Origin of the sequence: Haloechinothrix halophila YIM 93223, assembly GCF_000504245.1 — a bacterium.
Classification (GTDB): domain Bacteria; phylum Actinomycetota; class Actinomycetes; order Mycobacteriales; family Pseudonocardiaceae; genus Haloechinothrix_A; species Haloechinothrix_A halophila.
Genome location: NZ_KI632509.1, coordinates 4,150,510 through 4,173,628 on the forward strand (window position 1 = coordinate 4,150,510; position 23,119 = coordinate 4,173,628).

Consider the following 23,119-nt stretch of genomic DNA (forward strand, 5'->3'; position numbering starts at 1 on the left):
ACCGGTTAGAAGGGTGGTGGTCCGGGTTCGCTCGGCGGCGCTGGGTCTGGTTCGGGTTCGGCGATGCGGGGTGCCCGGCGTCGGTACTTGCGGCCGGTCGGGGTGGTGATGGTCAGCGTGTCCTCGTTGAACTCGAAGTGCCAGCCCGGCCGATCCTTCAGCCGGTGGTGGCGGCGGCACAGGCAGGCCAGGAGCTTCGCGTCGGTGGTGCCATGACGGTGCCATTCGATGCTGTGGTCGGTATCGCAACGCCGAGCAGGCCGGTTACACCCCGGCACGAGACACCGCTGGTCCCGGGCGCGCACATAATCACCCAACTGTGCGGGTGGTTTGTAGCGGCGACGCCCCATCTCCAGGAGCTGTCCCGTCGGCGGGTCGGTGAGGAGACGTCGCCACGTGCAGCGGGGATCGGCGGCCATCTCGCGGGCGATCTCAGCCGGAATCGGCCCATAGCCCTCCAGATCACCCGGCAGATCCCGTACCCCGAGCAGCGTCGTCACGGGAACGGTCACCTGGATCTGCACCCGCCGGTAGCTCTCCCGCGTACCGAGCAGCAGTTCGGTGAACACATCGGCACGGATCGCATCCAGACTGCGCTCATCACGACGCGAGTTGTTCGACTTCGCGATCGCATCAATCCGCCCATAGATCGCCGCCGCGGTCTCAGCCGGCAGGTAGGCACACAGATCCGCCATCCCATTCTCGGTGAACCGCAACTCCACCCTGCGGTCTTCGCGGCAGCGCCGCACCCGCTCAGCCGCACCGTCGGGGTCCAGCTTGTCCACCCGGTAACGAGCAGAGCGTTGGATCGCCGCCCCATCCCGCCCGTCCAGGAGTGGTTCCATCGCGGCATCGAGTTGGTCGGCGTGCTCATCGGAAAGCAACGCACCCGCCTCCACCACCTTCTCGGTCTTCACGGCGTCCACATCGCCACGCTCCAACGACGCCAACAACCGCGGAAACCGACGCGTCATCTGAGTAGCCAACTCAATCTGTCGATCCGCGTGATGCCGCCCGACCGCCAACGCGAGCCCCACCTCGTCCGCGGTCTCGCGCTCACACCCCCGCCGTGCCCGCAGTTCGGCGATCGCCTTGAGTTGCACGGCCTGCACCCGCCCGAGCAGACGCTGCGAGAGCTTCGCAACCTCCACGAGAGCATCCGCGTCGAAATCCGCCCACTCCACATCACCAAGGCACAACACGTCCTCAGGGACAGACAGGCTCTCAGCGGATTCGCCCTCGCCCACGGACGCGGCCCCGGACGCACCGCTGCCTCCCGGCACGGCCTCACTCTCGAAATTCGGCCCGCCATCAGGCTCACCCTCGAACTCATCCCCATGACTCGACTCTGACGCCGACATCGACCACACCCCCTAGCGCGCGACGACAAAAGACCCGTCATCCCGCGCCCCCAGAAGAGGCCCACATCACGACACTACTCGAACTGACATTCGACTACAAGAGAAGCGACGTCACCCACACAGGCACCGGCCCGACGTGCCTCAACAACGCCGTCGCCCAGGCCCGCGCCGCCGCCTAGGTCCGCCACCTCGCGTCCGAGCCCTCATCGTCGACCACCGACCGCGCCAAGCACCGCGAAGGACGGCCACGCCGCCACCGACAAATCACACCCAGAGGTGTGACGTGCGATGAGGGTTCCAACGGCACCGGTCGCCGTAGCATGAATTCCAACCAGAGAACACGGCCGCAGAACCTCGTCCCGCGACCGGCGTGTCGAATTCGAGATCGGAACGAGACAGCTACGTAGCCGTATACGTGACCTCACGGCTTCGCGTCCGCGCTCACTCAGCAAGGCTGTCAGTCCCGACCGCTCCCACACGAGGTGGCGCATGGCCAGACACAGTCACTACGACCCCGAACATCGACGGCATGCGCCGCATCGGCGTACCCGACGCCGCTCACACCGCCGTCGCCGCAGCCTCACCGCCGCGCTCATCGGCAGCGCGACCGCCATCGTGATCACTGGTGCCATCGCGGTGTTCCCCACGAGCGCCGAAACCCCAGCAGCGACCCAGCTCGAGGTGGAGCGCACCGTCACCTGCCTCACCGATGCGCAGGGCCAGTGCACCATCGGACACACGCTGGGCGTCGCGCCTACCCAGATCGAGGTCACCTCATCCCTGCCGCCGCGCGCCCGCGCGTACAAGCTGACAGTCGTGCCAGGATCGGCGAACGGCGACCAGTTCGAGGTACGCGCCGAGCGGAACAACGGGAAACCGAAGTCGTTCAGCCGCATCCGGTTCGACTACCGTGCCTCGGCCGACGCGAACGTCGGCGGCGCCACATCGTCGCCGGCGTCGCCGACGACCACGCAGGAAGGCGCCGAAACGCCGAGTCCCGCACCCAGCACCACGACCAGCACGACCGGCACGACAACGACCACCGCGGCACCCGAGACGACGACGGCCACGACGTCCGCGACGACAACCACCACCGAGCCGACCACGTCCGGCGCCACGCTCCCCGCCGGGGCCACCGAAGTCTGCGGCACGGACACGCTCAACGGCCCGGATACCCCGCCCGAGGGCGCCGTCGTCGTCCCAGCGGGCGACAACAGCGGTGTCGACTTCGGCCACCCCGACACCACGTACTGGTTCGCACCCGGCGTGCACACCCTCGGCCAGGGCGAGTACGCCCAGATCGTCCCGGGCGACAACGCGACGTTCGTCGGCGCACCGGACGCGGTGCTCGACGGCAAGAACATCAACCGCTACGCGTTCACCCAGCACGCGAGTGGCGTCACCATTCGCTACCTCACCATCCGCAACTTCGTCGCGCCCACCAATGAGGGCGTCGTCAACCACAACTCCGGCGACGGCTGGACGATCGCGCGCAACACACTGATCAACAACGCTGGTGCGGCGATGATGGCGGGCTCCGGCCAGCGCATGATCGGCAACTGCGTCGCCCATAATGGACAGTACGGACTCAATGCCTTCCAAGCGGGCAACCAGATCCGCGACATCGTGCTGCGCGACAACGAGTTCGCGGGCAATCACACCGCCGACCTGGAAGCGCAAAACCCGGGCTGCGGATGCAGCGGCGCGATGAAGTTCTGGTCGGTCGATGGCGCGCAGATCGTCGGTAATTGGATCCACGATAACCACGGGCCCGGTGTCTGGGCCGACACCAACAACAACGACTTCCTGATCGAACGTAACCTCATCGAGCGCAACGATGGGCAGGCGGTGTTCTACGAGATCTCCTACAACGTCGTCGTGCGCGACAACGTGATCCGGCACAACACCTGGGCCACCGGCCGCGCCTTCGCCGACCGGAACGATCCGTTCCCCATTGGCACGGTGTACCTGTCCGAGGCGGGCGGCGAACCGCGCGTGCCAGCGCGCAGCTCGGTCGTCGAGGTCAGTGGCAACCGGTTCGTCAACAACTGGGGCGGCATCGTCGGGTGGGAGAACGCCGACCGCTTCTGCGGCACCAACACCACCAGTGAGTGCACCCTGCTCATCGGCGAGAACGACGCCGACCGGTGCGCGCCGCCCGGCATCAACGCCGAGCCCGAGTACTCCGACTGCCGGTGGAAGACCCAGCGGCTGCGAGTCCACGACAACGTCTTCGTGCACGAGCCCGCCAAGATCGACGACGGCTGCCCGGCAGGATACTGCGGCGTGTCCGGGCTGCTGGCGAACTACGGCACCTGGCCGGACTGGTCGCCGTACCACGGCCGCGCGGTGCAGGAGGCGATCACGTTCGAACAGGACAACCGGTGGTTCGACAACGACTACACCGGGGCCTGGCGGTTCGTGCCGTACGAGACCGGCAGGCTGCTCACGCTGGCCGAGTGGCAGGCCGCTCCATACGAGCAGGACGCGGGCTCGTCGTAAGCGGCGCAACCAGAGCGCGACCAGGGTGAGCCGGGCACAACCGCGCCCGGCTCACCTGACTCGCACCGTCAGTTGTACCGCCGCAGCACCGGCACCACCGATCGGCCGCCCATCCAGGGCACCGGGTCGGCGACGTCCAGCGCCTTGCGGTACACCGCGCAGGCCCGCCCCACGACGTCGACGGTGCGGTCGATGTCGTCCTCGGTCAGCGCGCTGCTGACCACAAAGGACGATCCGAGCACCCCGCCGAGGACGAGTTGCCGCAGGAACAGCGTGCGGTATTCCTGCGACGGCCTCCCCCGCTCGTCGAGGGTGGCGAACACCAGGTTGCTCGACCTGCCCCGCACGAACACGTGGTCGGCGACGCCCATCGCGGCAGCCGCCTCGGTCACCCCGGCGGCGAGCCGCTCCCCCAGCGCGTGCAGCCGCGCCGTGACACCTTCGGCGCGGTAGGTGCGCAGCACCGCCATCGCCGCGGCGAGCGCGTGTGTCTCCGCGCCGTGTGTCGTGGACAGCAGGAACGTCCGCTCCCGCCCGGAGCGCAGCCCGCCCAGCTCCATCAGCTCCCTGCGCCCAGCGAGCGCGGACACGCCGAAGCCGTTGCCCAGCGCCTTGCCGAACGTCGACAGGTCGGGCGTGACACCGTACAGCCCCTGCGCACCTGCCTCCGACCAGCGGAAGCCGGTGATCATCTCGTCGAAGATCAACACACAGCCGTGGCGGTGCGCGAGAGCACGCAGCCCGGCGAGATACCCCTCCGGCGGTTCGGTCAGCGTCGCCGGTTCCAGCACCAAGCAGGCGACCTGGCCCTCGTGGCAGCGCAGTACCTCCTCGGTGGCGGCGAGGTCGCCGTACGGGAACGGAACCGACAGCGTCGCGATCGGTTCTGGCACTCCCGCGCTCATCTGCGTGGTGCCGATGAACCAGTCGTCAGTGGAGAAGAACGGCTGATCGCCGCAGTACGCCACCAGCGGTCTGCCGGTCGCGGCCCTGGCGAGCCGTACCGCGGCCGTGGTGACGTCGGAGCCGTTCTTGGCGAACTTGACCATCTCCGCCGTCGGCACGGTGGCCAGGAACAGCTCCGCCGCCTCGGCCTCGATGATGCTGGGCCGCACGAAGCCGGTTCCGCGGTCCAGCTCACGGCGTACCGCGGCGAGCACGGCGGGATGCGCGTGCCCCAGGCTGACCGACCGCATCCCCGCGCCGTACTCGGTGTAGCGATTGCCGTCGACGTCCCACACGTACCCGCCGTGGCCGTGTGTGATGACCGGTGCGAGTCCGTCCGGGTACTGGTCGTCGCCCTTGGCGTAAGTGTGGGCGCCGCCGGGGATCAGCTCGTGCAGCCTGCGGTTCAGCTCGGTGGATAACGGCAGTCCGCCGTCCGCAGCGATCATTTCAGCCGTCCAGTCACCTCCGATGTCGACCGCGCATGGCGGTCCCGCTCCGACAGCGCCGTGACCGGCAGCGGCCACGCGATGCCGAGAGCAGGGTCGTCATGCGCGATGGCGACATCGGCTGCCGGATCGTGCGTCTGGTCGATGCGGTAGGCGACGTCGGCGGGCTCGGTCAGCGCCTGGAAGCCGTGCGCGCAACCCGCCGGGATGTAGATCGTCACCTGTGTCTCGTCGGTGAGCTCGATGGTCTCCACCGCGCGGTAGGTTGGCGAGTCCGGCCGAAGATCGACGATGACGTCGAACACCGCGCCGTATGAGCAGCGCACCAGCTTCGCCTCCCCAGGCTCACGGCGCAGGTGCAGCCCGCGCACCACGCCCCTGCGCGATCGCGACACACTGTCCTGCACGAACGCGGTCGGGTCGATGCCGACGGAGCGGACGACGTCGGCATCGAAGGTGCGACTGAAGGTGCCTCGCTCGTCGCGGTGTGGTTGCGGTTCGAATCGGTAGGCCCCTGCGATGGCAGGGATCGGGATCGCTTTCATCATGCCCCCTCGGCGGACGAATGGTTGGTGAACAGCTCGGCGGACAGCTCGGCGAACTGCCGCTCGACACCACGGCGCGCCGCCGCACTGCGCTCGGTCATGGCCTCCCGCAGCTCGGGCGCGCGCCGTTCCAGGTCGGTGAACTGCGCGATGAGCCGGTCCAGGTCGGGCTGCCGTGCGGAATGGCAGTACGCGGCGAGGCCGGACTCGGCCATCACGATGTCGATCTTGGTGGCGTAGCCAACCGAGACCGTGGGTTTCGCCAGCATCAGCGCGCACACGACGTTGTGGTAGCGGGTGGCGACTACGGCCTCGACGGTGGCGAGCTGGCGCAGCAGGTCGTGCAGGCTGGTCAGTGGTTCCACGACCAGCCGTGACTGGTCGAGGTCGGGACGGTGGGCGCGCGCGGCGGCGAGGATCTCGTCGACGACGTCGGTGTCGGCGTTGTCGCCGGAGAGGATGCGCACCGGTCTGCCCTGGTCCAGCAGCCAGTACACGAATCCGGTCATGGTGGCGACGTAGTCGCGGTGGATCTCGTCAGCGCGGGCACGGTCGTCGTTACTGCCGTAGTAGCCCATCACACCGACGCCGACGGCGTGATCGTCCGCATCGGGCACCTCGGGCACCGGCAGCGCGAACGCCAAGTCCGGATAAACGTGGTCACCGCCGACGTCGAGGCCCATCTGGCGCATCGCGTCACGGGACGCATCGTCGCGGTACGAGCGGTAGTCGGCGAGCCGCGCGGCCTGAACGACCAGCCAGCGGGTCAGCGGCTTGCTGATGACGTTGGCGCCGACGCTGACCAGCGCGACCTTGGTGCCGGTGAGCTTGCTGGCCACCCCGAGCGCTAGCAGCGAATACGGCATCGCCCACGGCCGCAGCGGCTGCGTCGACTCAAGCACACCCATGCCGGGCACGATCACGGCGTCCTTGTCGCGCACCCAGGCCAGCGTCCGCAGTGGGTCGAGCAGTTTACCGGTGATCTTGAGCAGCACCGCCCGCACTCCGGTGGCGGTATTCGCGTGCGCCTCGTACCACTGCAACGACTGGGCGGGGGCGTCGTAGCGGCGGGCGAGCCGGTCGGGGCCCATGCAGAAGAACCCGATCCGCGCCTCGGGGTGGCGTTTGGCGAGGTAGTTGGTCACGGACTCCAGGGACCCGTCGTTGCCGATGTTGCCGGAGCCGAGGATGCCGAAGAAGCCGACGTGGGTGGCTCTGTGACTCGTGCGGTGCCCGGCACCGTTTCCCCAGCGCCGCCTGGTCACCTGTGTTCTCTCCCGTCCCGCGCTGAGGCCGAGGTGTCGACACTGGTCGTGCCGAAGGCGGGCAGTGAGCGAGCGAACGTCAGCCGCCGTACCGGGGCGCGCAGCCCACGGCCGAGGAACCAGCCGAGGATGGCGCGGTAGCAGGCGACGCGGTCCCGTGTGGACAGCGGTGCCTTGTGGATCACGCTGACGTAACCGCCGACGTACTCGGCCACCAGCCGCGCGGTGCTGTGGCTGGCCCGTCGCGGGTCGAGGTTGCGGCAGATCGCCGTGATGCTTGGCAACCGATCGCCCCGGCCGGGGTGGTCGCGGCGGAAGTACAGCACCTCTGGCACCTGCACGAACCGGCCGTGCAGCGCGAGCCCGGCGACGAACACCCTGCCGCCGTTGTGGAAGCTGTCCATCCGAGGCGTGCGGCGCAGCACGTCGAGGCGCACGACGCCGTAGAAGTCGTCCCCGCCATCGGTGACCAGCAGGCTGCGGAACCGGGTCGGTGCTGACGGCGAGTCGGTGGCGATGGCGTAGTCGTACTCGTGCGACAGCGCGCCGTCGGCGTCGATGACGGCCATGTGGGCGTGACAGAGGACCGCGTCCGGGTTCGCGTCGAGCGCGGCGATACAGCGTTCCAGCAGCGTGTCACCGAACCGGTCGTCGTGCGCTGCCCACTTGAACAACTCGCCGCGAGCCTGGCCGATCAGGAAGTTGTGGTTGGGAATTGCGCCGATGTTGCGGGGCTGGCGGATGTAGAGCACGCGCGGGTCGGCGGCCGCGTAGGAGCGACAGATCCGTTCCGTGCTGTCGGTGGACGCGTTGTCCGAAATGATCAGCTCGAAGTCGGTGTACGTCTGGCCGAGCAGGTCGTCGAGCGCTTCTGCCAGATAGTTCTCCCCGTTGTAGACGGGCAGCCCGACGCTCAACCGTGGCGTGGTTGTCATGTGTTCACTCCCTCATTGCCGATGGTGGTTGCCACCGGGGAACCTCCGGGCGCCATGGTGCGGCGCGAGTGATCGCGCAGTCCGGCATGAAGTTGGGTCCACCAGAAGATCGCCGCGCACCAGGCCGCGATGGCGACGCCCCATGCGGACCCAGACGCGTCCGCGATGGCCGCGCCGAGCAACCCGCCGGTGATCAGTCCAGCCGCGGCGGCGAGCTGACAACGGAGACTCCTGCGCGCCGCGCCGAGTGCCCGCAGCCCCGCCGTCGCGCCGTTGGACAGGCCGACGCCGGCGACGGCGAGCGTGGCGGGGATCAGCAGCACCGACGCGGCAGGCCAGACCTCGCCGAGCAAGCCGAGTCCGAGTTCGTTCGGCAGCAGCACCAGCAGTCCGAGCCCCCACATCAGTGCGCCGCCGACCTGCAGTCCGCCAAGGCCGAGGCAGAACAGCCGCAGCCGTCGCGGATGGCTGCGCAGCACGCGGGACGCCTCGGGCACCGCGACAAGCGCGAGCCCCATGGTCACCGCGATGAACGGGCCGAGCAGCAGGTCAGCGCCGCGCACCGCGCCGACGTCCGCGAGCCCGGCGATGGCGCCGAGGCCATACATCCTGACCTGCACCGCGCCGCTGATGCTGACGTTCTCCACCAGATACCGCGGGCCGAGGTCGCGCTGCTGCCGCAGCCACGGACCCACGCCGCCCGCGTGCGGCATCAGCCCGGTCTGTGCCCAGCCGAACATGGCGGCCACGGCGGCGGCGCCGCCCCACGCGAGCAGGAACCCGAACACACTGCCGGTGCTCGCGGCGAGCATGAGCGCGGGGATCAGGGCGCCCGCCCACACCATGTCGTTGGTGAACGCGCGGCGCCCCTCCCCCGCGGCGAAGAACGCGAACCGCCAGCTGTCCTGCCACAGCAGCGCGGGCAGGATCAGCCCGAGGGCGATGAACGCCGAACCGAGCGAACCGCCAATGGCCGTACCCGCCGCGATGCTGAGGACACCAGCGGTCGCGCCGACGCCTATCGCTGTCCCGCAGGAACGCGGCACGGCCTGTCGCCAGTCCGCGCGCGGCACCCCGCTGAAGCGCACCGTGAGCGGGTCGGTGGCCAGCCCGCGCGAGATGTTGAGGACGACGCCGTAGGTGACCCAGGCGAGGGTGAAGATGCCGAACTCGACAGCGCCGAGGGTGCGCGCGACGACGATGCTCACCGCGAAGTTGGTCATGCTCGACACGGCCTGGTCGGCAAGCCCCCAGCTCAGCCGCCCCGCCATGGCGCGGAGGGCTTGCGAGTGGAACGCGGCGCGCACGGTGTTCACTCCGTGACCAGCTCGGCGGCGAGCAGCGCGTCGGCCGCCGCGGTGATGGCGTCGAACGGCAGTTGGGCGCGCTCAGCGATGTCGAGCAGCGAGTGGCCGCCGTCGGAGTAGTTAAGCACCCACAGCATCGCGAGCTGGGCCTGCTTGGCGTCGCTGCGACCGCCGAGCGCGTCGTAGAGGCCGCGTTTGCCGAGCTGCGGCTCGCAGTGCGGGTTGAGGTTGACGTAGCGGCGGTCGCGATCGAGCACCGCGAGGGTCTCGCGGCAGGCCGCGAGGGTGTCGGCCATGGCCTCGGCGGTGACGAAGTCCGGGTTGTCGGCCGAGGTGTGGTACTCCGGGTAGGCGGCGTACGGCGTCCTGGTGAGGCAGCCGACGCCGAGGTTGAAGCCGGGCGAGCAGTACTGGCGTTCGTCGTAGCCGTAGGGCGAGAAGTCGACAACGCGATGCGGACGCTGCGATGTGGACAGCACGTGCTCGGCTGCCCTGTCGATTCCGGCGTTGCCGCGCCTGCTGCGTTTGTAGGTTAGCTGGCCCCTGTCTCCCGCGCAGGCCAGCACGAGCCCGTGGGCGATGCGGTCGACGCGGTGCTGGTTGCGTGCCAGCCAGGTGATCGAGCCGATCGTGCCAGGCACGAACAGGAACCGGTAGGTGTAGCGCGGCGTTTCGCGCGCCAGGTGCCTCGCGAGCTGGCTGGCGACGGCGATGCCAGCCAGGTTGTCGTTGGCCAGCGACGGGTGGCAGATGTGGCAGGAGATGATCACCTCGTCACTGACCTGGCCGGGCACGACGTGCTCGGCGTAGGTGAGGTGGCCGTCGGCGAGGTCGGAGTCGATGTGGACGTCATAGGTGGCGTCGTCGCCGTGCTGCTCCAGCGCGTCGAGGGTGCGCTGGCTGAGGCAGAAGCCCCAGTCGCGCTGGTAGTAGCTGGTGCGATACGGGATCCACTCGGGGTGTTCCGGCAGCGTGTGCAGGTGTGGCCGCAGTTCCGCGAGCGGCATCCTGGCCGACACCGGTTCGCTGTAGCCGACGACGTGCAGATTCGACGCGGCGAAGTCGACCACGCGCCTGCCGGTGGCGTCGGCGATGTAGGCGTCGCGGATCGTCCACTCCTGCGGCACGGTCCAGTCGAAGACCTGGGCGCCCGTCGGGACCTCGGTGACGTCGAGCGACAAGTCCTCACCGATGATCCGCAGCGTCTCGCGGACCCCGTCGCCGGTGATGCTGCGGCACAGCGGGTAGAGCCGCCGGACGAGGGCGTGCATCGCGGCGGCGGTGTCGGTGTCCACGGCGGCGCTCGGCGCACCGCTCCTGGCGATCGTGGCCCCAGGCACCGCCGTCATCACGCCACCACTTTCGCCGGCCGCAGCCGGGCGTCGATGTCGCCCGCCGCCGTGCGGTCGGACAGCCACGCGAGCCGGGTGAAGCGGCGTTCGAAATCCGGGGTGGTGAGGCCGAAGCGGCGGTAGGCGTCGGCGAGTTCGACCGCACCATCCGCGACGGTCCAGAGCGCGGTGAACCCGGTCGCGGCACGCATCCGGGAGAAGTCGACACGGTAGGAGCGCGGGTCGGCGCCGGTCTCACCGGTGATGCGCAGCTCGGCGTCCGGCACGGCGGCGACGACCTCATTCGCGATATCGGCCACGGTGAGGTTGTTGGCCTCGGTGCCGACGTTGAACGCCATGTCGTGCACCTGCTCGCGCGGCGCGACCAGCGCGGCGGCGAAGGCGGACGCGATGTCGGCGGCGTGCACCAGTGGTCGCCACGGGGTCCCGTCGGAGAGCACGAGCACCACCCCGGACAGCAGCGCGTGCGCGACGAGGTTGTTGAGCACGATGTCGGTGCGCAGCCGGGGCGAGAACCCGAAGGCGGTGGCGTTGCGCAGGAACACCGGCGAGAAGTCGGTGTCGGCCAGTGTGTGCAGGTCGTCCTCGACGCGCACCTTCGACACGGCGTACGGGGTAACGGGACGCAGCGGGGCATCCTCGTCGAGCAGGTCGTCGCCGCCGGACGCGCCGTACACCGAACAGGTGGAGGCGTACAGGAACCGGCGCACCCCGGCGTCGCGGGCCAACCGGGCGAGCCGGACGCTGGCGCGGTGGTTGATGTCGTACGTCAGCTCCGGGGCGAGCGAACCGAGCGGGTCGTTGGACAGCGCGGCGAGGTGGATCACCGCGTCGTAGCCGGATAGGTGGGACAGCGTGATCTCGCGCAGGTCAACCGGGATGCCGGGCGGGTCGTCCGGCTCATCGCCGAGCACGCAGGAGGCGAACAGTCCCGAGTCGAGCCCGGTCACGTCGTGGCCCGCTTCGGCAAGGATCGGCGCCATGACGGTGCCGAGATAGCCTTGGTGTCCGGTCAGCAGCACGCGCATCGGCTCAGCCCTCCAGGTCTAGGGTCACGGTGGTGGTGTGGAATGCCTCGGCGTAGCGTGCCCCGCATTCGATGCCTCGGATGCGCGCCAGCCCGACGAAGGCTTCCCGGTCGAACCAGGGGCGGTGCCGCTGGGACGGGTAGTACTCATGCAGCAGTTCGACCTTGCGGCGCATCACGTCGTCCCGCAGCGGCCGGTACACGGCCGGCCTGCCGAGGTCGCCGTCGGACTTGACGATCTCGTAGCCAAGCACGAGGTGATCGCGAAACGTCTGTGACACCAGCTCGGCCAGCAGCCGGTGGTCCTGGTGCGCGTCGTCGAGATGCGGGGCGAAAACGACGTCGGCGTCTGCGTCGGCATCCGCGCGTTGCCGCAGTTCGCGCACCGCCGACTTGGCCTCGTCCCAGTGCGCCGGGGTGCGCCCGTCCGGCAGTTTGAGCACGGTCACGTCGATGTCCGCGCCGGGGCAGAACGCGGTGAGGGCGGTGTGCTCCTCGGTCTCACGGTCGGTCCCGCCACCGGTGAGCACGAGGGCGTCCACCCGCACGCCGGGGTTGGCGAGACAGGCGGTGTACAGGCTGCCGCCAGCGCCGATGGCGATGTCGTCACAGTGGGCACCGACCGCGGCGATGCGTTCGATGCTCCCAGTACGCAGCCGGATCATGCGCGCCACGCCAGGGTCGAGGCATGCGCCGCACTGTCGGGCGCTGTGCCGTTGCCACCGGTGTCGCCGTTGCCGTTCGTACCGTTGGCTCGCCCGGCGTCGCGTTCCCACAGCGCCCATGGCCGGTCGCCGTGCGAGTACGCCTCGTCGAGGGCGATCCGCTCTTTCACGGTGTCGGTCGGCCGCCAGTAGCCGCGATGGGGATACGCCAGTAGCCGACCGCGCTTGGCCAGCTCGACGCAGCCGTCACCGACGAGGTCGCCGTTCTCCGGAATGTGGTCGAAGACCTCCTGCCGCAGCACGAAGTAGCCGCCGTTGACCCACAGCGGCATCTCGCTGACCGGGGAGATCGCCTCGACCCTGCCCCCGTGGTCGATGTCGATGCAGTGGAACGTGCCCGGCGGCGGCACCACCATCATCGACGCGCCCGCGTCGGAGGCCACGAACCGGTCGATGATCTCGGGCAGCGGCGCGTCGGTGAGCACGTCGGCGTAGTTGGCGAGGAACATCTCGTCGCCGTCCAGGTGCTCTCGCACGCGCCGCAGCCGCTCCCCGATCGGCGAATCGATCCCGGTCTGCACGAACGAGATCGACCAGTCGGAGATGTCGGTGGACAGCAGTTGGACGGCACCGTCGCGGAGCACGAAGTCGTTCGACGTCGTCTCCTCGTAGTTCAGGAAGAAGTCCTTGATGTGATGCGAGCCGTAGCCGAGGCACAGCACGAAGTCGGTGTGTCCGAAGTGGGCGTAGTAGCGCATCACGTGCCAGATCAGTGGTCTCGGCCCCACCAGCTGCATCGGCTTGGGGACGTCGCCGGGCACCCCGGTGCGCATCCTGGTGCCGTAACCACCACAGAAGAGGACGACTTTCATGACGTCACCTCGACGATCTCGACGCTGGGAATAGGGAAAACGAGCCTGCCGTCCCATTCGCCCACGTAGGACAGTTGCGCGGTGATCTCCTCACGCAGGTTCCACGGCAGGACGAGCACGAAGTCAGGCTTATCGGCGGCGATGCGCTCCGGCGGCAGAATCGGGATCCGCATGCCCGGTGTGTAGGTGCCGTGCTTGTACGGGTTGCGATCGACGGTGTAAGCGAGCAGGTCCGGCCGGATGCCGCAGTAGTTGAGCAGCGTGTTGCCCTTGCCCGGCGCGCCGTAGCCGACGACGGTCTGGCCGCGCCGCGCCGCCGTGAGCAGGAACAGCAACAGGTCGCGCCGCAGTTCGTCGACCCGCTGCCCGAAGCCGATGTAGCCGGACATCTCGTGCAGCCCTGCCGCCTTCTCGCGGGCGAGGACGTCCCGCATCCGTTCGCTCGGCCCGTCGGCCACCTCAGCGGGCCGAGCCCACAGCCGCAGCGACCCGCCGTGCGTCGGCAACAGTTCGACGTCGACCAGCCTGAGCCCACCGGAGGCGAGCGCCCGCTGCGCGGATGCGACGGTGTAGTACTGGAAGTGCTCGTGGTAGATGGTGTCGAACTGGTTGTGCTCGATCAGCGCGAGCAGGTGGTGCACCTCGATCGACACCCAGCCGTCATCGGCGACCAGTCGCCGCAGCCCCTCGGTGAACCCGACGATGTCGGGCACGTGCGCGTAGACGTTGTTGGCGACGACCAGGTCAGCGGCGCCGTGCCCGGCGCGCACCGACGAGCCGAGGTCGGGATCGAGGAACCCGGTCAGCGTCGGCACGCCCGCCTCGCGCGCGGCTTCGCCGACGTTGACCGACGGCTCGACGCCAAGGCAGCGGATGCCGCGCTCGACGCAGTGCCGCAGCAGGTAGCCGTCGTTGCTGGCGGCCTCGACCACGAAGGAGTCGTCGCCGAGGCCGAGCCGGTCGGCGGCGTCGTGCACGAAGCGGCGGGCGTGGTCGACCCACGACGTCGAATACGACGAGTAGTACGCGTACTCGCGAAATGTGTCCTCCGGCGTGATCAGCGCGGGGATCTGGGCGAGCAGGCAGGATTGACACACCCGTAGGTGCAGCGGATAGGTGGGCTCCGGCTCGTCGAGCATCGCCTCGGTCAGCACCCGCTCGCAGGGCGGTGTCGCCCCGAGATCGAGCACGCTGGCCAGCGAGTCCGAACCACACAACCGGCACAACCGCATCAGTACGCTCCCTGTCCGCTCACGACGGCCCGAATCGTCTTCCACAAGATCACCGCGTCGAGGGCGAGCGACCAGTCCTCGACGTAACGCAGGTCGAGCTGCACCGACTCCTCCCACGACAGGTCGCTGCGCCCGCTGACCTGCCACAGCCCGGTCATGCCTGGCTTGACCAGCAGGCGACGACGCACGTGCGGGGCGTACTCCGCGCACTCACTCGGCAACGGCGGGCGCGGCCCGACCAGCGACATCGATCCGGCGAGCACGTTCAGCAGCTGTGGCAACTCGTCCAGCGAGTAGCGACGCAAGACCGCGCCGACGCGGGTGATACGGGGGTCGGCGCGCAGTTTGAACAGCGGGCCTGCCCCCTCGTTACTCTCGACGAGCTCGGCGAGCCGCTGATCAGCGTCGCAGTGCATGGTGCGGAACTTGACGATGGTGAACTCGGTGCCGTCCTTGCCGACGCGGCGCTGCTGGTAGAACACCGGGCCTCTACTCTCGATCGCGATCAGCGCCGAGACGACCAGGAACAACGGCGCGAGCAGCATCAGCAGTAGCGCGGCGCAGCCCCGGTCGACCAGTTCCTTGATCACGCGACGGAATCCGGTGAACGTCGGTTCGCTCACCCGCAACACCGGCATCCCGAGCACCCCGCTGACGTGCAGCCGAGGTCCGGCGACTTGCATCAGGCCGGGGTCGATGACCATCTCGGTGCCGGTGCCTTCGAGGTCCCAGGCGAGCCTGCGGAGCCGGTCAGGGGTCCAGTAGGCGTCCGGGGTGATCGCGACGATGCGGTACCCGCCGCGCCGCACCTGCTCCGCGACGTCGCGGAACGTGCCGATGATGGGCACGCCGTCGAGTTCGGTCGCGTATGCGGTCGCGGGCGTCGCGGTGCCATGCCCGTTCGTGCCGTTCGCGGTGACCGCGGTGCCGTGCCCATTCGTGCCGGCGCCATTCGCGGCCGCCGCTGTCCCGGTCTCGGTGCACACCGCGTCGACCCGCCAGCCGATGTGGGTAGCGACCCGGGTGCGGGCAATGAGATCGCGGATCGCGGCGGGATCGCCCGCGGCGAGCACCGGCAGCAGGCACCTGCCCTTGTGTCGCTGCCGGTGCAGCACTTGCCGCAACAGGTAGCGCTGCGGGAACACCAGCAACGCGATGCAGGGCACGACGACGAACACCCACAGCCGCGCGCCGGCCGGGGTGCCGACGGCGAGCAGCGAGAGGTTGAGCGTGACGACGGAGGCGAACAGCCCCTTGCCGAGCCTGCTGAACTCGTCCGGCCCCTGGCCAAGCACTACGGGATGCCACACCCGGCTCAGTCCGAGCGCCACCGCCACTGCCAGTACGGTCAACACTTCCAGCGTCACCAGCGAGAACGTCGTCCACGCCGGGTGCCGCATACTCATCACGGCGCCGACGACGACCACGACGAGCGTCGTCGCGAACAGGTCGGAGCCGATCACGGCTTGCCGGTAGCGGGGTTCCCAGCGGGTGTCCGGGGTGCTCAGCGACCGATGGCCACGGCGCCTTCCGCCTTGACGACGGCGCGGCCGATGCTGGGACGGTACCGGGGCACACGGAGCCGTGCTCGCGAGCCGGTACTCAACATCCTCAGTCACTACTTCCGGCCCCCTAACCGTCCTGTCTCGATAGCTTTCCCACGAAGCGGTGCCAGCTGGCCTCGCAACCGAGTCGGTGAGTAGTCGCCCGCCAGGCCGCGGCCCGACCCCACATTTCGGGCTTTCTGTACCTTTTGGGAGCTACTGACCCTTCATTCGCCTCGCCACCCAGAAGAGTTACGGGCCAGATCACGAGGAAATACCGTTAACCGACGCCGCGCCGCACCCACATGGCGTAAACACGTCCATAGTTCGTACTTAGTGAAACGGCACGAGCTGCTCATCCGACCTGCAAGCCAGGCGACCGAGGACGGGAGTCTGGTCGGTGACGAGCACAATGGCCGCGCGACCACAGCGGCCCGCGGTGCCGCCCATGATGCGCTGGCCACTCGGCGTTCTTGCCTCGCTGGCTAGTCATGTTCGGGGGCCTCGCGCTGCGCTACAACGAAACCGGCACCCCTGGCCGCGTCGACCGATGGACACTGGACGCACTGGGCGGAACCCAATACGCACCCTCGGTTGCCAGCACTCGGCCTCAGGGGAGGTTCTCCCCTCTCACCTCACTCGCCGCTGGGCAGTTCCCGGCGCTGGCCCTGCTCGACGGCCCGTGTCGATAAGCCGGAGCCGAGGGCGGTGTCCGAACGTCCGGACAGCTCCTCGCGGGCGGGGTCGTCTGTGGCGTCGATGACGCGGCTGGCGGTGACATGCTGGACGCGCGGCCGGTCGCTGCCCGCCGTCGCGGAATCCGCACCGGAACCGCCGGACTCCTCCTCATGCACGGTGACGCTGCGCTTCCTGGTGAACGTCACCGTCAGCTCCTCGACGTCCTCCAGCAGTGTGCGGGCTGTCTTGACCGGGTTGGTCACCACCTGCGCCGGGAATTGGGTGATGCGCTCGGGGATGAATCCGGTGACAGCCCGCGCTATACCTGGCAATGGCCCTGGCAGGTTGTCAAGCGGACCCGGCGCGCGGTGCGCCACCTCTCCCGAACCGGACGATCGGGGTTCGAGCGCGGTACCCGTAGGCCCCGCGGTTTCCGCGGTCCCGCCCGGGGTGCCGGATGCCGTGACCCCGCTGGCATCAGGACTCCCGGACTCCAGCGCCATCGGGGTGGCCCACTCCCCCTGGCGGCTGGCGGTCGCGGTCAGCATCGGCCGCTGCATTTCGGGGCGCTCCGCGAGGGCAGCGAGCGCCACCGCCCGCTCCGCCGGTGGCAGCGCGGCGTGGGCCGCGACCGCCTCGGTGCGCGCCTCCGCCCGCGCGATCGCGAGCGCGGTGTCGGCCTCCTCCTCGGCACGCAACCGCTCCCGGCGCGCGAGGATCCTACGATCTTGCTCAGTCTGGCCACGCCAGAGCCGCAGCAGCAACGGCACTAGGTTCAGCGCCACGAAGAACGCCAGCACGCCGAGCCGCAACACGAGCGCGACCGGGTTCGACGTCGTGTAGGTGTGCATCGCCTGCCACCGCGCGTCGATGCCGGAGTCCGCGCGGGCCAGCGCGACGGCGCGTTCCCGGTCGGCGGCCAGCTGCTCCCGTAGCGCGGCGATGTCGCGGTCGAGCCCTGGCGCGTCCTGGCTCCGCTCGGCACGTGCCCGCGCCAGGTCGCGTTCCGCCGCGGCGAGCGCGGACTCGGCGTCCCTGGCTTCCTCGGCGTAGCCGGGATCGCCGGTGATCTGGTCGGTCGGGCAGCCGGGACCAGGGTCGACCTCGCACCGCGCCACCGCCCGCGCGCTGTTGCGCTGCGCGATGGCGGCGTTGACGTCAGCGTCGAGTTGCTGACGGTCCTGCTGGAGCCGCTCCAGCCGCTGCGCGAGTTCGCTGGTCGCGACATCGGCGCGGGCCTGGTCGACCTTGTCGTTCAGCGCCCGGTCGATCGGACCGGCGAACAGCGCCAGCGCGGCCAGTTCCCCCACGACGAGCCCGATCAGCACCGCGACGAGCCCGCCCGCGACGTCGCCCGGTCCGAACCGTCTGGTGCGGGTCAGCCTGCTCGCCAGCACCCTGCCGAACGCGCCGACCAGCAGACCCAGCGGCAGCGTGAACACTGCCGCTAGCAGCGGACTCACGGCACTGACACTGATCACGGCCGCCGTGGCCACGCCCCACGCCATCAACCCGTTGAGCAGCACAAGGAAGCCCGCGAGCTGGTAGGTGGCGCGTTCGTCGTGGTCGGCGAGGTCGCGCCAGTGACCGCCGCCGAACCACACCAGCACCTTGCCCGCTCGGGTGATCGGCTCGGACGTCTCTGCGGAAGCAACGGAAGACACGGCTTCTCCTTCGCGGGGGCGGCCAGGCACAAGGCGGCGGGAACCGAGCCATCATGGGCCGCTCACCTGGGCATCGACCAGGCTTTTGTAACCGGCTTCACCGGGTGATTCGTACCGGAATGTCAGCCAGCGCGTAGCTCGTAGTCGTCCAGCGGGAAGCGGTTGGCCCGCCACCGGGCGGTGACGCTCGACTGCGGCCGCACGATGGACGGCCTGCCGTCGCGGTCCAGGTAGTAGGTATTCGACCCGGCGCAGGACGGGTTGAGGAACAACGTCTTCTCGTGCCCGGTGTCCATCTCCCGGTAGAAGCGCCGTTGCGCGTCGGGGCGCACCCCGGCGTAGGTGGCGCCGCTGCGGCGGGCGTGGCTGATGACGCGCTGCGCGTGCCGGGTTTGCGACTCCACCATGACCAGCCAGGACCAGCTCGTCGCGAAGTGCGGCGCCGGAATCAGGAACAGGTTCGGGAAGCCGGTGACGCTGATGCCCTCGTAGGCCTGGTAGCGGTTGTCCACCCACCAGTCCCGCAGATCGACGCCGCCCTCGCCGCGAAGCGGGTAGCCGGGCACGGAGTCGTATTCGAGGAACTTGAACCCGGTCGCCAGGATCAGGGTGTCGATCTCACGAACCTGGCCGTCCACGGTCTCGATGCCGTGTGGCAGCACCCGCTGGATCTTCTCGGTCACCAGGTCGACGTTGTCCCGGGTGAAGCTGCGCCAGTAGTCGTTGGACAACGCGGGGCGCTTGCAGCCGAACTCGTACTGTGGACGCAGCCGACGTCGCAGCTCCGGATCGGGCACCTGGCGCTCCAGGTGGCGCTCCGCGAGCCGCCGGATGCCTTTCACCAGGAACGGCAGCCGCGTGTGGTTGGTGACGCCGGCGAGCATCGCGATCTCGATACCGGCACTCACCGCGGCGCGGGCGGCCCAGCGGGCGGGCGGCAGCGCGCCGAACAGCCGCCGCACGGCCGGTGGCACCCGCACGTCCGGCCGGGGCACCACCCAGATCGGGGTGCGCTGGTACACGTCGAGACGTTCGACCTGCTTGGCGATCTCCGGAACGAGCTGCACCGAGGTCGCACCGGTACCGATGACGGCGACGCGCTCACCGGTGAGGTCATGGTCGTGGTCCCAGTGCAGCGTGTGGATGGTTTTCCCGGCGAAGTTCTTGACACCCTCGATGTCGGGATACTTGGCCTGCGAGAACACCCCGTGCGCCGAGATGAGGAACCGCGCGCTGCGGGTGCGGCCATCGGCGGTGGTGACGCGCCAGCGGTGGGCGTCCTCGTCGAACTCGGCGTCGATGACTTCCGCGCGGAAGCGCACGTGGTCGCGGATGCCGTAGCGGTTCACGACGTCGTCGACGTAGTCCTTGACCTCGGCGCCGCGCGCGAACACCCACCGCCAGTCGCTCTTCTGCTCGAACGAGAACTGGTACGTCACCGACGGGATGTCCACCGCGACCCCCGGGTAGCGGTTGTCCCGCCAGGTGCCGCCGACGTCGTCGGCACGCTCCAGCAGGACGAAGTCCTCGATGCCAGCGTCCTTGAGCCGGATCGCCGCGCAGATCCCGGCGAACCCCGCCCCGACGATCACCACCTCGTGCACGTCGTCCGCCATCGCGACTGCCTCGCATCCTTCGTCTACATCATCTCGGATACCGATGGTATCTGAAGTAACTATGCGGTGTCACGGCTCCCGCCTCAGTACGGTTGCCGCGTGACTCCAGACCACCTCCGCATCAGCACCGACCGACTCCTGTTGCGCCCCTTCACCCATGACGACGCGCCCGCGTTCGCGGACATGCAAGCTCGCCCCGACGTCACCCGCTACCTGATGCACGAACCACGCGATGAGCAGGCATCCCGGCAGGCGCTGGAACGCAACCGGGGCTTGCGGTTCGAGGCTGACGGTGACCGGCTGGCGCTGGCGGGCACCGACAAGACGTCTGGCGGTTTCGTCGGCGAGTTCATGCTCGTGCTGCAAAGCCGGGAACACCGCGGCGGCGAGGTCGGCTACGTCATCCACCCCGACCACCAGGGCAAGGGCTATGCCACCGAAGGCACGCGGGAGATGCTGCGACTCGGCTTCGACACACTCGGGCTGCATCGGATCGTCGGCAGACTGGACGCGCGGAACGACGCATCGGCCGCCGTGCTGCGCAAACTCGGGATGCGCCACGAAGCACGCTTCATGCGGAACGAGTTCGTCAAGGGTGAGTGGACCGACGAGGACGTGTACGCGCTGCTGGCTGACGAGTGGCGGGATGCGGCTGGCGGACACAGTGAAGGGCGTCTTCGCATCGCAGGTGATGCGAAGACGCCCTTCACGTCATCGCCGAGGGGGACGCGGAGGACCTGACGGGTGTGGGTTCGCTCCCAGAGCACACCTGACAAGGCCCTCGTGGCGCCGCGTCCCGGCTGCCGCCTCGGCGATCGCACGGCGCGCGGGGCGAGCGCGCCTACCCGATACTGATGACGAGGCTACCGATGGTGATCAACAAGTCGTCGCCGTCGAACAGGTCGATGACGATCCCTGGATCACCCACGGTGATGTCCGAGCTCGGTGCCGCATGAGCCGCTGGCGCCAGCACTAACGCCCCTGCGGCCATGGTTGCCGTCAGCCCTGCCAGTCGTGTTGTCTGGCGCATCTCGCTACCTCCTGGTTCGCGGTGAAACCCCATGGTCAGGGCCGCATGGCCGTGATGGCGAGATGCTGGCGACGCCACCACACGGCAGGAGGCCGATGACTACCCGAATGCCAGCGATTACGGAAAGTGATCGACATGAGGTTGTCGCGGCATCACCTGCCCGCGCGATTTTTTCGCCCGGGATGGATGCGAACCCGACTGGCACATCACGTACAGAAAGCACGAATTACCTGGTGCTGCGGCTTGACGTCGTCCGGAAACCGGTGATGACGTCCGTTGTTGATCACACGTACTCGCACTGTTGCGCGAGTTTGTCCGCTTCGTCGTTATTCTCGAACAGCATCGCGAGTAGGCGTGATCAACTCCTGGCGCGCCTGCACGCCGGACCACAGCACAGCGGGACGTCAGGCGTGTCGAGGCTCGCGGCGTGCGAGCACCATCGTGCGGCAGACTGCGGACCGTGGCAGGCAAACGAAGCGCGGGGCTCCTCGTCTACCGCAGGCGCGCGGGAGCGGTTGAGGTACTGCTCGGCCATATGGGCGGGCCGTTCTGGGCTCGGCGGGACGCCGGGGCATGGTCGATCCCGAAGGGTGAGTACGACGACACCGAGGAGCCGCGTGCGGCGGCGTTCCGTGAATTCCAGGAAGAGCTGGGCCTCGAGCCGCCATCCGGTGAGCTGATCGCGCTCGGCGACGTCACGCAGTCCGGCGGCAAGGTGGTCACCGCGTGGGCGGTGGCAGGCGACGTCGATCCGGATGCCATCGAGCCAGGCACGTTCGAGATGGAGTGGCCACGCGGGTCCGGGCGGATGCGGGAGTTCCCCGAGGTCGACCGAGTGACGTGGTTCGGACTCGACGAGGCGACGGAGAAGATCCTCGCGGGCCAGCGGGAACTGCTGGAGCGGCTTCGGGAGTACCTGGAATCGTAGGCCGCTGTTCCGCGAGGTCTTGGAGTCATAGCGGCCGCTGTCCGCGCGGGCTGCCCATGTACCGGAACGTCAGAGCAGATACCGCGCGGCGTTGTTCGCGACAGCCGGCAAAACAGACATACTCTCGCAACACCGCGCGGGTCCCTGATCAACTCCAGCCGCATCGTCCTACCGGTGATACCGGTCTGCGTAACCGTGTTGAGTCTTTTCAAACCCGCCCGAGAGGTGAAGCGTCTCGGACACCCGGGTCCGCCGTCACGTTCGTGCAAGGGGCTGACCTACATTATCTCGAACTCGACGGTCGCCATAGCGTCAAAGACTTCGACATGTGATCGTTCTACTCATCACCACGGTGCTATCGCGCATACCCGTGTGTCTTCATGCCACCAGTCTCCGTACCCGTCCCGTCGCATCTGAGCACACCACTCACGATCCAGTAGATCACTAGCCAGAAAACCCCCGTCAGCATCCAACGGTATGTAGAAGGTACCTTTAGTGGAACCGGGTTCGCCCTTACACGATGCTTTGTGCGGAAATGGCTCGCATTGAGGGTATTCGATTGCGCATCCCCAGGAGTTCGGCCCTTCCGCCCACTCGCCAATAGGAACATCTTTCTTGACGACCGTCCCGCCCAATTCCTCACACGCTCCGGTGTACCTTTGTTCAGCGGCGCGTTGCGCCGACCGTGATGCGGCAGCGGCCGACCGTGACGCTGTCACAGAGGCTTCCCGCTCCCGCTCCGCTTCGAGAGCCTCCATCATGTCGATATCACACGTGCGTATAACTTCCCCTGCGTATCGGCGGATGGCTAGCGCTCGCTGCTCCCCTTCCAATTCGAGGACGGCCTGGCGCTTATCCCCATGAGCAAGATCGTAACTAATTGGCTTTCCAGTATCGAGATACCGGGCGAACTCTTGCCCCTGTTCCTCGCAGTGGGGATAAGCTGCCGGGATGAGATCGTATTCTTGAGACACAGCGGTGGCATCATCCGACGGATCTGCGCACCCGGCAGCGACGGCAACGAGGAAGCCCAGTGCCCAGGACTGCCAACCTTCTCTAATAGTCACCAACCTCCTTACCCTGTACGTGCGGCGCAGCTCCTTGCAGCGAGGTGCAAAATTCAAATCTGGATAGTCGGAACCATACGTTTACGCACGCTATAGCCTCCTTGTTGATTAATGTGACTCTCGATTCGTTCGATC

18 protein-coding genes are annotated in these 23,119 nt (G+C 68.4%); 3 read left to right on the forward strand and 15 right to left on the reverse strand.

Annotated features, from left to right (window positions below; translation table 11 throughout):
• Nucleotides 1-5: 5 nt before the first annotated feature.
• Complete coding sequence (locus AMYHA_RS18920; RefSeq protein WP_157362248.1) at nucleotides 6-1,361, reverse strand: HNH endonuclease signature motif containing protein; 1,356 nt, start codon at nucleotides 1,359-1,361, stop codon at nucleotides 6-8.
• Nucleotides 1,362-1,850: 489 nt separating this feature from the next.
• Between AMYHA_RS18920 and AMYHA_RS18925 the strand changes: the two genes are divergently transcribed.
• Entirely contained in the window at nucleotides 1,851-3,863 is a 2,013-nt protein-coding gene (locus tag AMYHA_RS18925) for a right-handed parallel beta-helix repeat-containing protein (RefSeq protein WP_051400086.1), read from the forward strand.
• Between the two features lie 68 nt (nucleotides 3,864-3,931).
• Here the strand turns inward: AMYHA_RS18925 and AMYHA_RS18930 are convergent, their stop codons facing one another.
• The 13 genes from AMYHA_RS18930 to AMYHA_RS18995 form a co-directional block, all read right to left on the reverse strand.
• Nucleotides 3,932-5,257, reverse strand: coding sequence for a glutamate-1-semialdehyde 2,1-aminomutase (locus AMYHA_RS18930; RefSeq protein ID WP_034273145.1), 1,326 nt, complete (start codon nucleotides 5,255-5,257; stop codon nucleotides 3,932-3,934).
• A complete protein-coding gene (locus AMYHA_RS18935; protein WP_034273148.1) occupies nucleotides 5,254-5,802 on the reverse strand; it encodes a dTDP-4-dehydrorhamnose 3,5-epimerase family protein in 549 nt (182 codons plus the stop codon). The genes AMYHA_RS18930 and AMYHA_RS18935 overlap by 4 nt, the downstream gene beginning before the upstream one ends.
• Nucleotides 5,802-7,067, reverse strand: a complete 1,266-nt coding sequence (locus AMYHA_RS18940; protein WP_051400087.1) for a polysaccharide pyruvyl transferase family protein — start codon at nucleotides 7,065-7,067, stop codon at nucleotides 5,802-5,804. The genes AMYHA_RS18935 and AMYHA_RS18940 overlap by 1 nt, the downstream gene beginning before the upstream one ends.
• Complete coding sequence (locus AMYHA_RS18945; protein ID WP_034273149.1) at nucleotides 7,064-8,002, reverse strand: glycosyltransferase family 2 protein; 939 nt, start codon at nucleotides 8,000-8,002, stop codon at nucleotides 7,064-7,066. Before AMYHA_RS18945 ends, AMYHA_RS18940 begins: the two co-directional genes overlap by 4 nt.
• Nucleotides 7,999-9,309, reverse strand: coding sequence for an MATE family efflux transporter (locus AMYHA_RS18950; protein ID WP_231104817.1), 1,311 nt, complete (start codon nucleotides 9,307-9,309; stop codon nucleotides 7,999-8,001). The genes AMYHA_RS18945 and AMYHA_RS18950 overlap by 4 nt, the downstream gene beginning before the upstream one ends.
• A 5-nt stretch (nucleotides 9,310-9,314) precedes the next feature.
• A complete protein-coding gene (locus AMYHA_RS18955) occupies nucleotides 9,315-10,580 on the reverse strand; it encodes a DUF4910 domain-containing protein (protein ID WP_034277942.1) in 1,266 nt (421 codons plus the stop codon).
• Nucleotides 10,581-10,657: 77 nt separating this feature from the next.
• Nucleotides 10,658-11,689 (reverse strand): NAD-dependent epimerase/dehydratase family protein, encoded by a 1,032-nt coding sequence (locus AMYHA_RS18960; protein ID WP_034273152.1) that lies wholly within the window; start codon nucleotides 11,687-11,689, stop codon nucleotides 10,658-10,660.
• 4 nt (nucleotides 11,690-11,693) lie between these two features.
• Nucleotides 11,694-12,353, reverse strand: coding sequence for a PIG-L deacetylase family protein (locus AMYHA_RS18965; RefSeq protein ID WP_034277944.1), 660 nt, complete (start codon nucleotides 12,351-12,353; stop codon nucleotides 11,694-11,696).
• The gene (locus tag AMYHA_RS18970) at nucleotides 12,350-13,225 is read right to left on the reverse strand and encodes a sugar phosphate nucleotidyltransferase (RefSeq protein WP_051400088.1); all 876 of its coding nucleotides are present in this window, start codon (nucleotides 13,223-13,225) and stop codon (nucleotides 12,350-12,352) included. The genes AMYHA_RS18965 and AMYHA_RS18970 overlap by 4 nt, the downstream gene beginning before the upstream one ends.
• Nucleotides 13,222-14,457, reverse strand: coding sequence for a class I SAM-dependent methyltransferase (locus AMYHA_RS18975; protein WP_034273154.1), 1,236 nt, complete (start codon nucleotides 14,455-14,457; stop codon nucleotides 13,222-13,224). The genes AMYHA_RS18970 and AMYHA_RS18975 overlap by 4 nt, the downstream gene beginning before the upstream one ends.
• The gene (locus AMYHA_RS18980; RefSeq protein ID WP_084037367.1) at nucleotides 14,457-16,076 is read right to left on the reverse strand and encodes a sugar transferase; all 1,620 of its coding nucleotides are present in this window, start codon (nucleotides 16,074-16,076) and stop codon (nucleotides 14,457-14,459) included. The genes AMYHA_RS18975 and AMYHA_RS18980 overlap by 1 nt, the downstream gene beginning before the upstream one ends.
• A 560-nt stretch (nucleotides 16,077-16,636) precedes the next feature.
• On the reverse strand, nucleotides 16,637-18,343 hold the full coding sequence (locus AMYHA_RS18985) for a DUF4407 domain-containing protein (RefSeq protein WP_051400089.1): 1,707 nt from the start codon (nucleotides 18,341-18,343) through the stop codon (nucleotides 16,637-16,639).
• A 122-nt stretch (nucleotides 18,344-18,465) separates the two neighbouring features.
• Nucleotides 18,466-19,959, reverse strand: a complete 1,494-nt coding sequence (locus tag AMYHA_RS18995) for a flavin-containing monooxygenase (RefSeq protein ID WP_034273165.1) — start codon at nucleotides 19,957-19,959, stop codon at nucleotides 18,466-18,468.
• Nucleotides 19,960-20,058: 99 nt separating this feature from the next.
• On the opposite strand from AMYHA_RS18995, the gene AMYHA_RS19000 reads away from it, so the two are divergent.
• Nucleotides 20,059-20,700 (forward strand): GNAT family N-acetyltransferase, encoded by a 642-nt coding sequence (locus tag AMYHA_RS19000; protein WP_084037369.1) that lies wholly within the window; start codon nucleotides 20,059-20,061, stop codon nucleotides 20,698-20,700.
• 100 nt (nucleotides 20,701-20,800) lie between these two features.
• Here AMYHA_RS19000 and AMYHA_RS27170 read toward each other — a convergent pair whose 3' ends face one another.
• Nucleotides 20,801-20,989: a hypothetical protein gene (locus tag AMYHA_RS27170; protein WP_157362250.1), complete on the reverse strand. Its 189-nt coding sequence runs from the start codon at nucleotides 20,987-20,989 to the stop codon at nucleotides 20,801-20,803.
• A gap of 460 nt (nucleotides 20,990-21,449) precedes the next feature.
• On the opposite strand from AMYHA_RS27170, the gene AMYHA_RS19005 reads away from it, so the two are divergent.
• Nucleotides 21,450-21,917, forward strand: a complete 468-nt coding sequence (locus AMYHA_RS19005) for an NUDIX domain-containing protein (protein WP_034273168.1) — start codon at nucleotides 21,450-21,452, stop codon at nucleotides 21,915-21,917.
• Nucleotides 21,918-23,119: the final 1,202 nt, after the last annotated feature.

Bases quoted from the DNA above. Each gene is read 5' to 3' on its own strand.
- AMYHA_RS18920 (WP_157362248.1), bottom strand. From the start codon at position 1,361: ATGTCGGCGTCAGAGTCGAGTCATGGGGATGAGTTCGAGGGTGAGCCT.
- AMYHA_RS18925 (WP_051400086.1), top strand. From the start codon at position 1,851: ATGGCCAGACACAGTCACTACGACCCCGAACATCGACGGCATGCGCCG.
- AMYHA_RS18930 (WP_034273145.1), bottom strand. From the start codon at position 5,257: ATGATCGCTGCGGACGGCGGACTGCCGTTATCCACCGAGCTGAACCGC.
- AMYHA_RS18935 (WP_034273148.1), bottom strand. From the start codon at position 5,802: ATGAAAGCGATCCCGATCCCTGCCATCGCAGGGGCCTACCGATTCGAA.
- AMYHA_RS18945 (WP_034273149.1), bottom strand. From the start codon at position 8,002: ATGACAACCACGCCACGGTTGAGCGTCGGGCTGCCCGTCTACAACGGG.
- AMYHA_RS18955 (WP_034277942.1), bottom strand. From the start codon at position 10,580: ATGCACGCCCTCGTCCGGCGGCTCTACCCGCTGTGCCGCAGCATCACC.
- AMYHA_RS18960 (WP_034273152.1), bottom strand. From the start codon at position 11,689: ATGCGCGTGCTGCTGACCGGACACCAAGGCTATCTCGGCACCGTCATG.
- AMYHA_RS18965 (WP_034277944.1), bottom strand. From the start codon at position 12,353: ATGATCCGGCTGCGTACTGGGAGCATCGAACGCATCGCCGCGGTCGGT.
- AMYHA_RS18970 (WP_051400088.1), bottom strand. From the start codon at position 13,225: ATGAAAGTCGTCCTCTTCTGTGGTGGTTACGGCACCAGGATGCGCACC.
- AMYHA_RS18975 (WP_034273154.1), bottom strand. From the start codon at position 14,457: ATGCGGTTGTGCCGGTTGTGTGGTTCGGACTCGCTGGCCAGCGTGCTC.
- AMYHA_RS18995 (WP_034273165.1), bottom strand. From the start codon at position 19,959: ATGGCGGACGACGTGCACGAGGTGGTGATCGTCGGGGCGGGGTTCGCC.
- AMYHA_RS27170 (WP_157362250.1), bottom strand. From the start codon at position 20,989: ATGCGCCAGACAACACGACTGGCAGGGCTGACGGCAACCATGGCCGCA.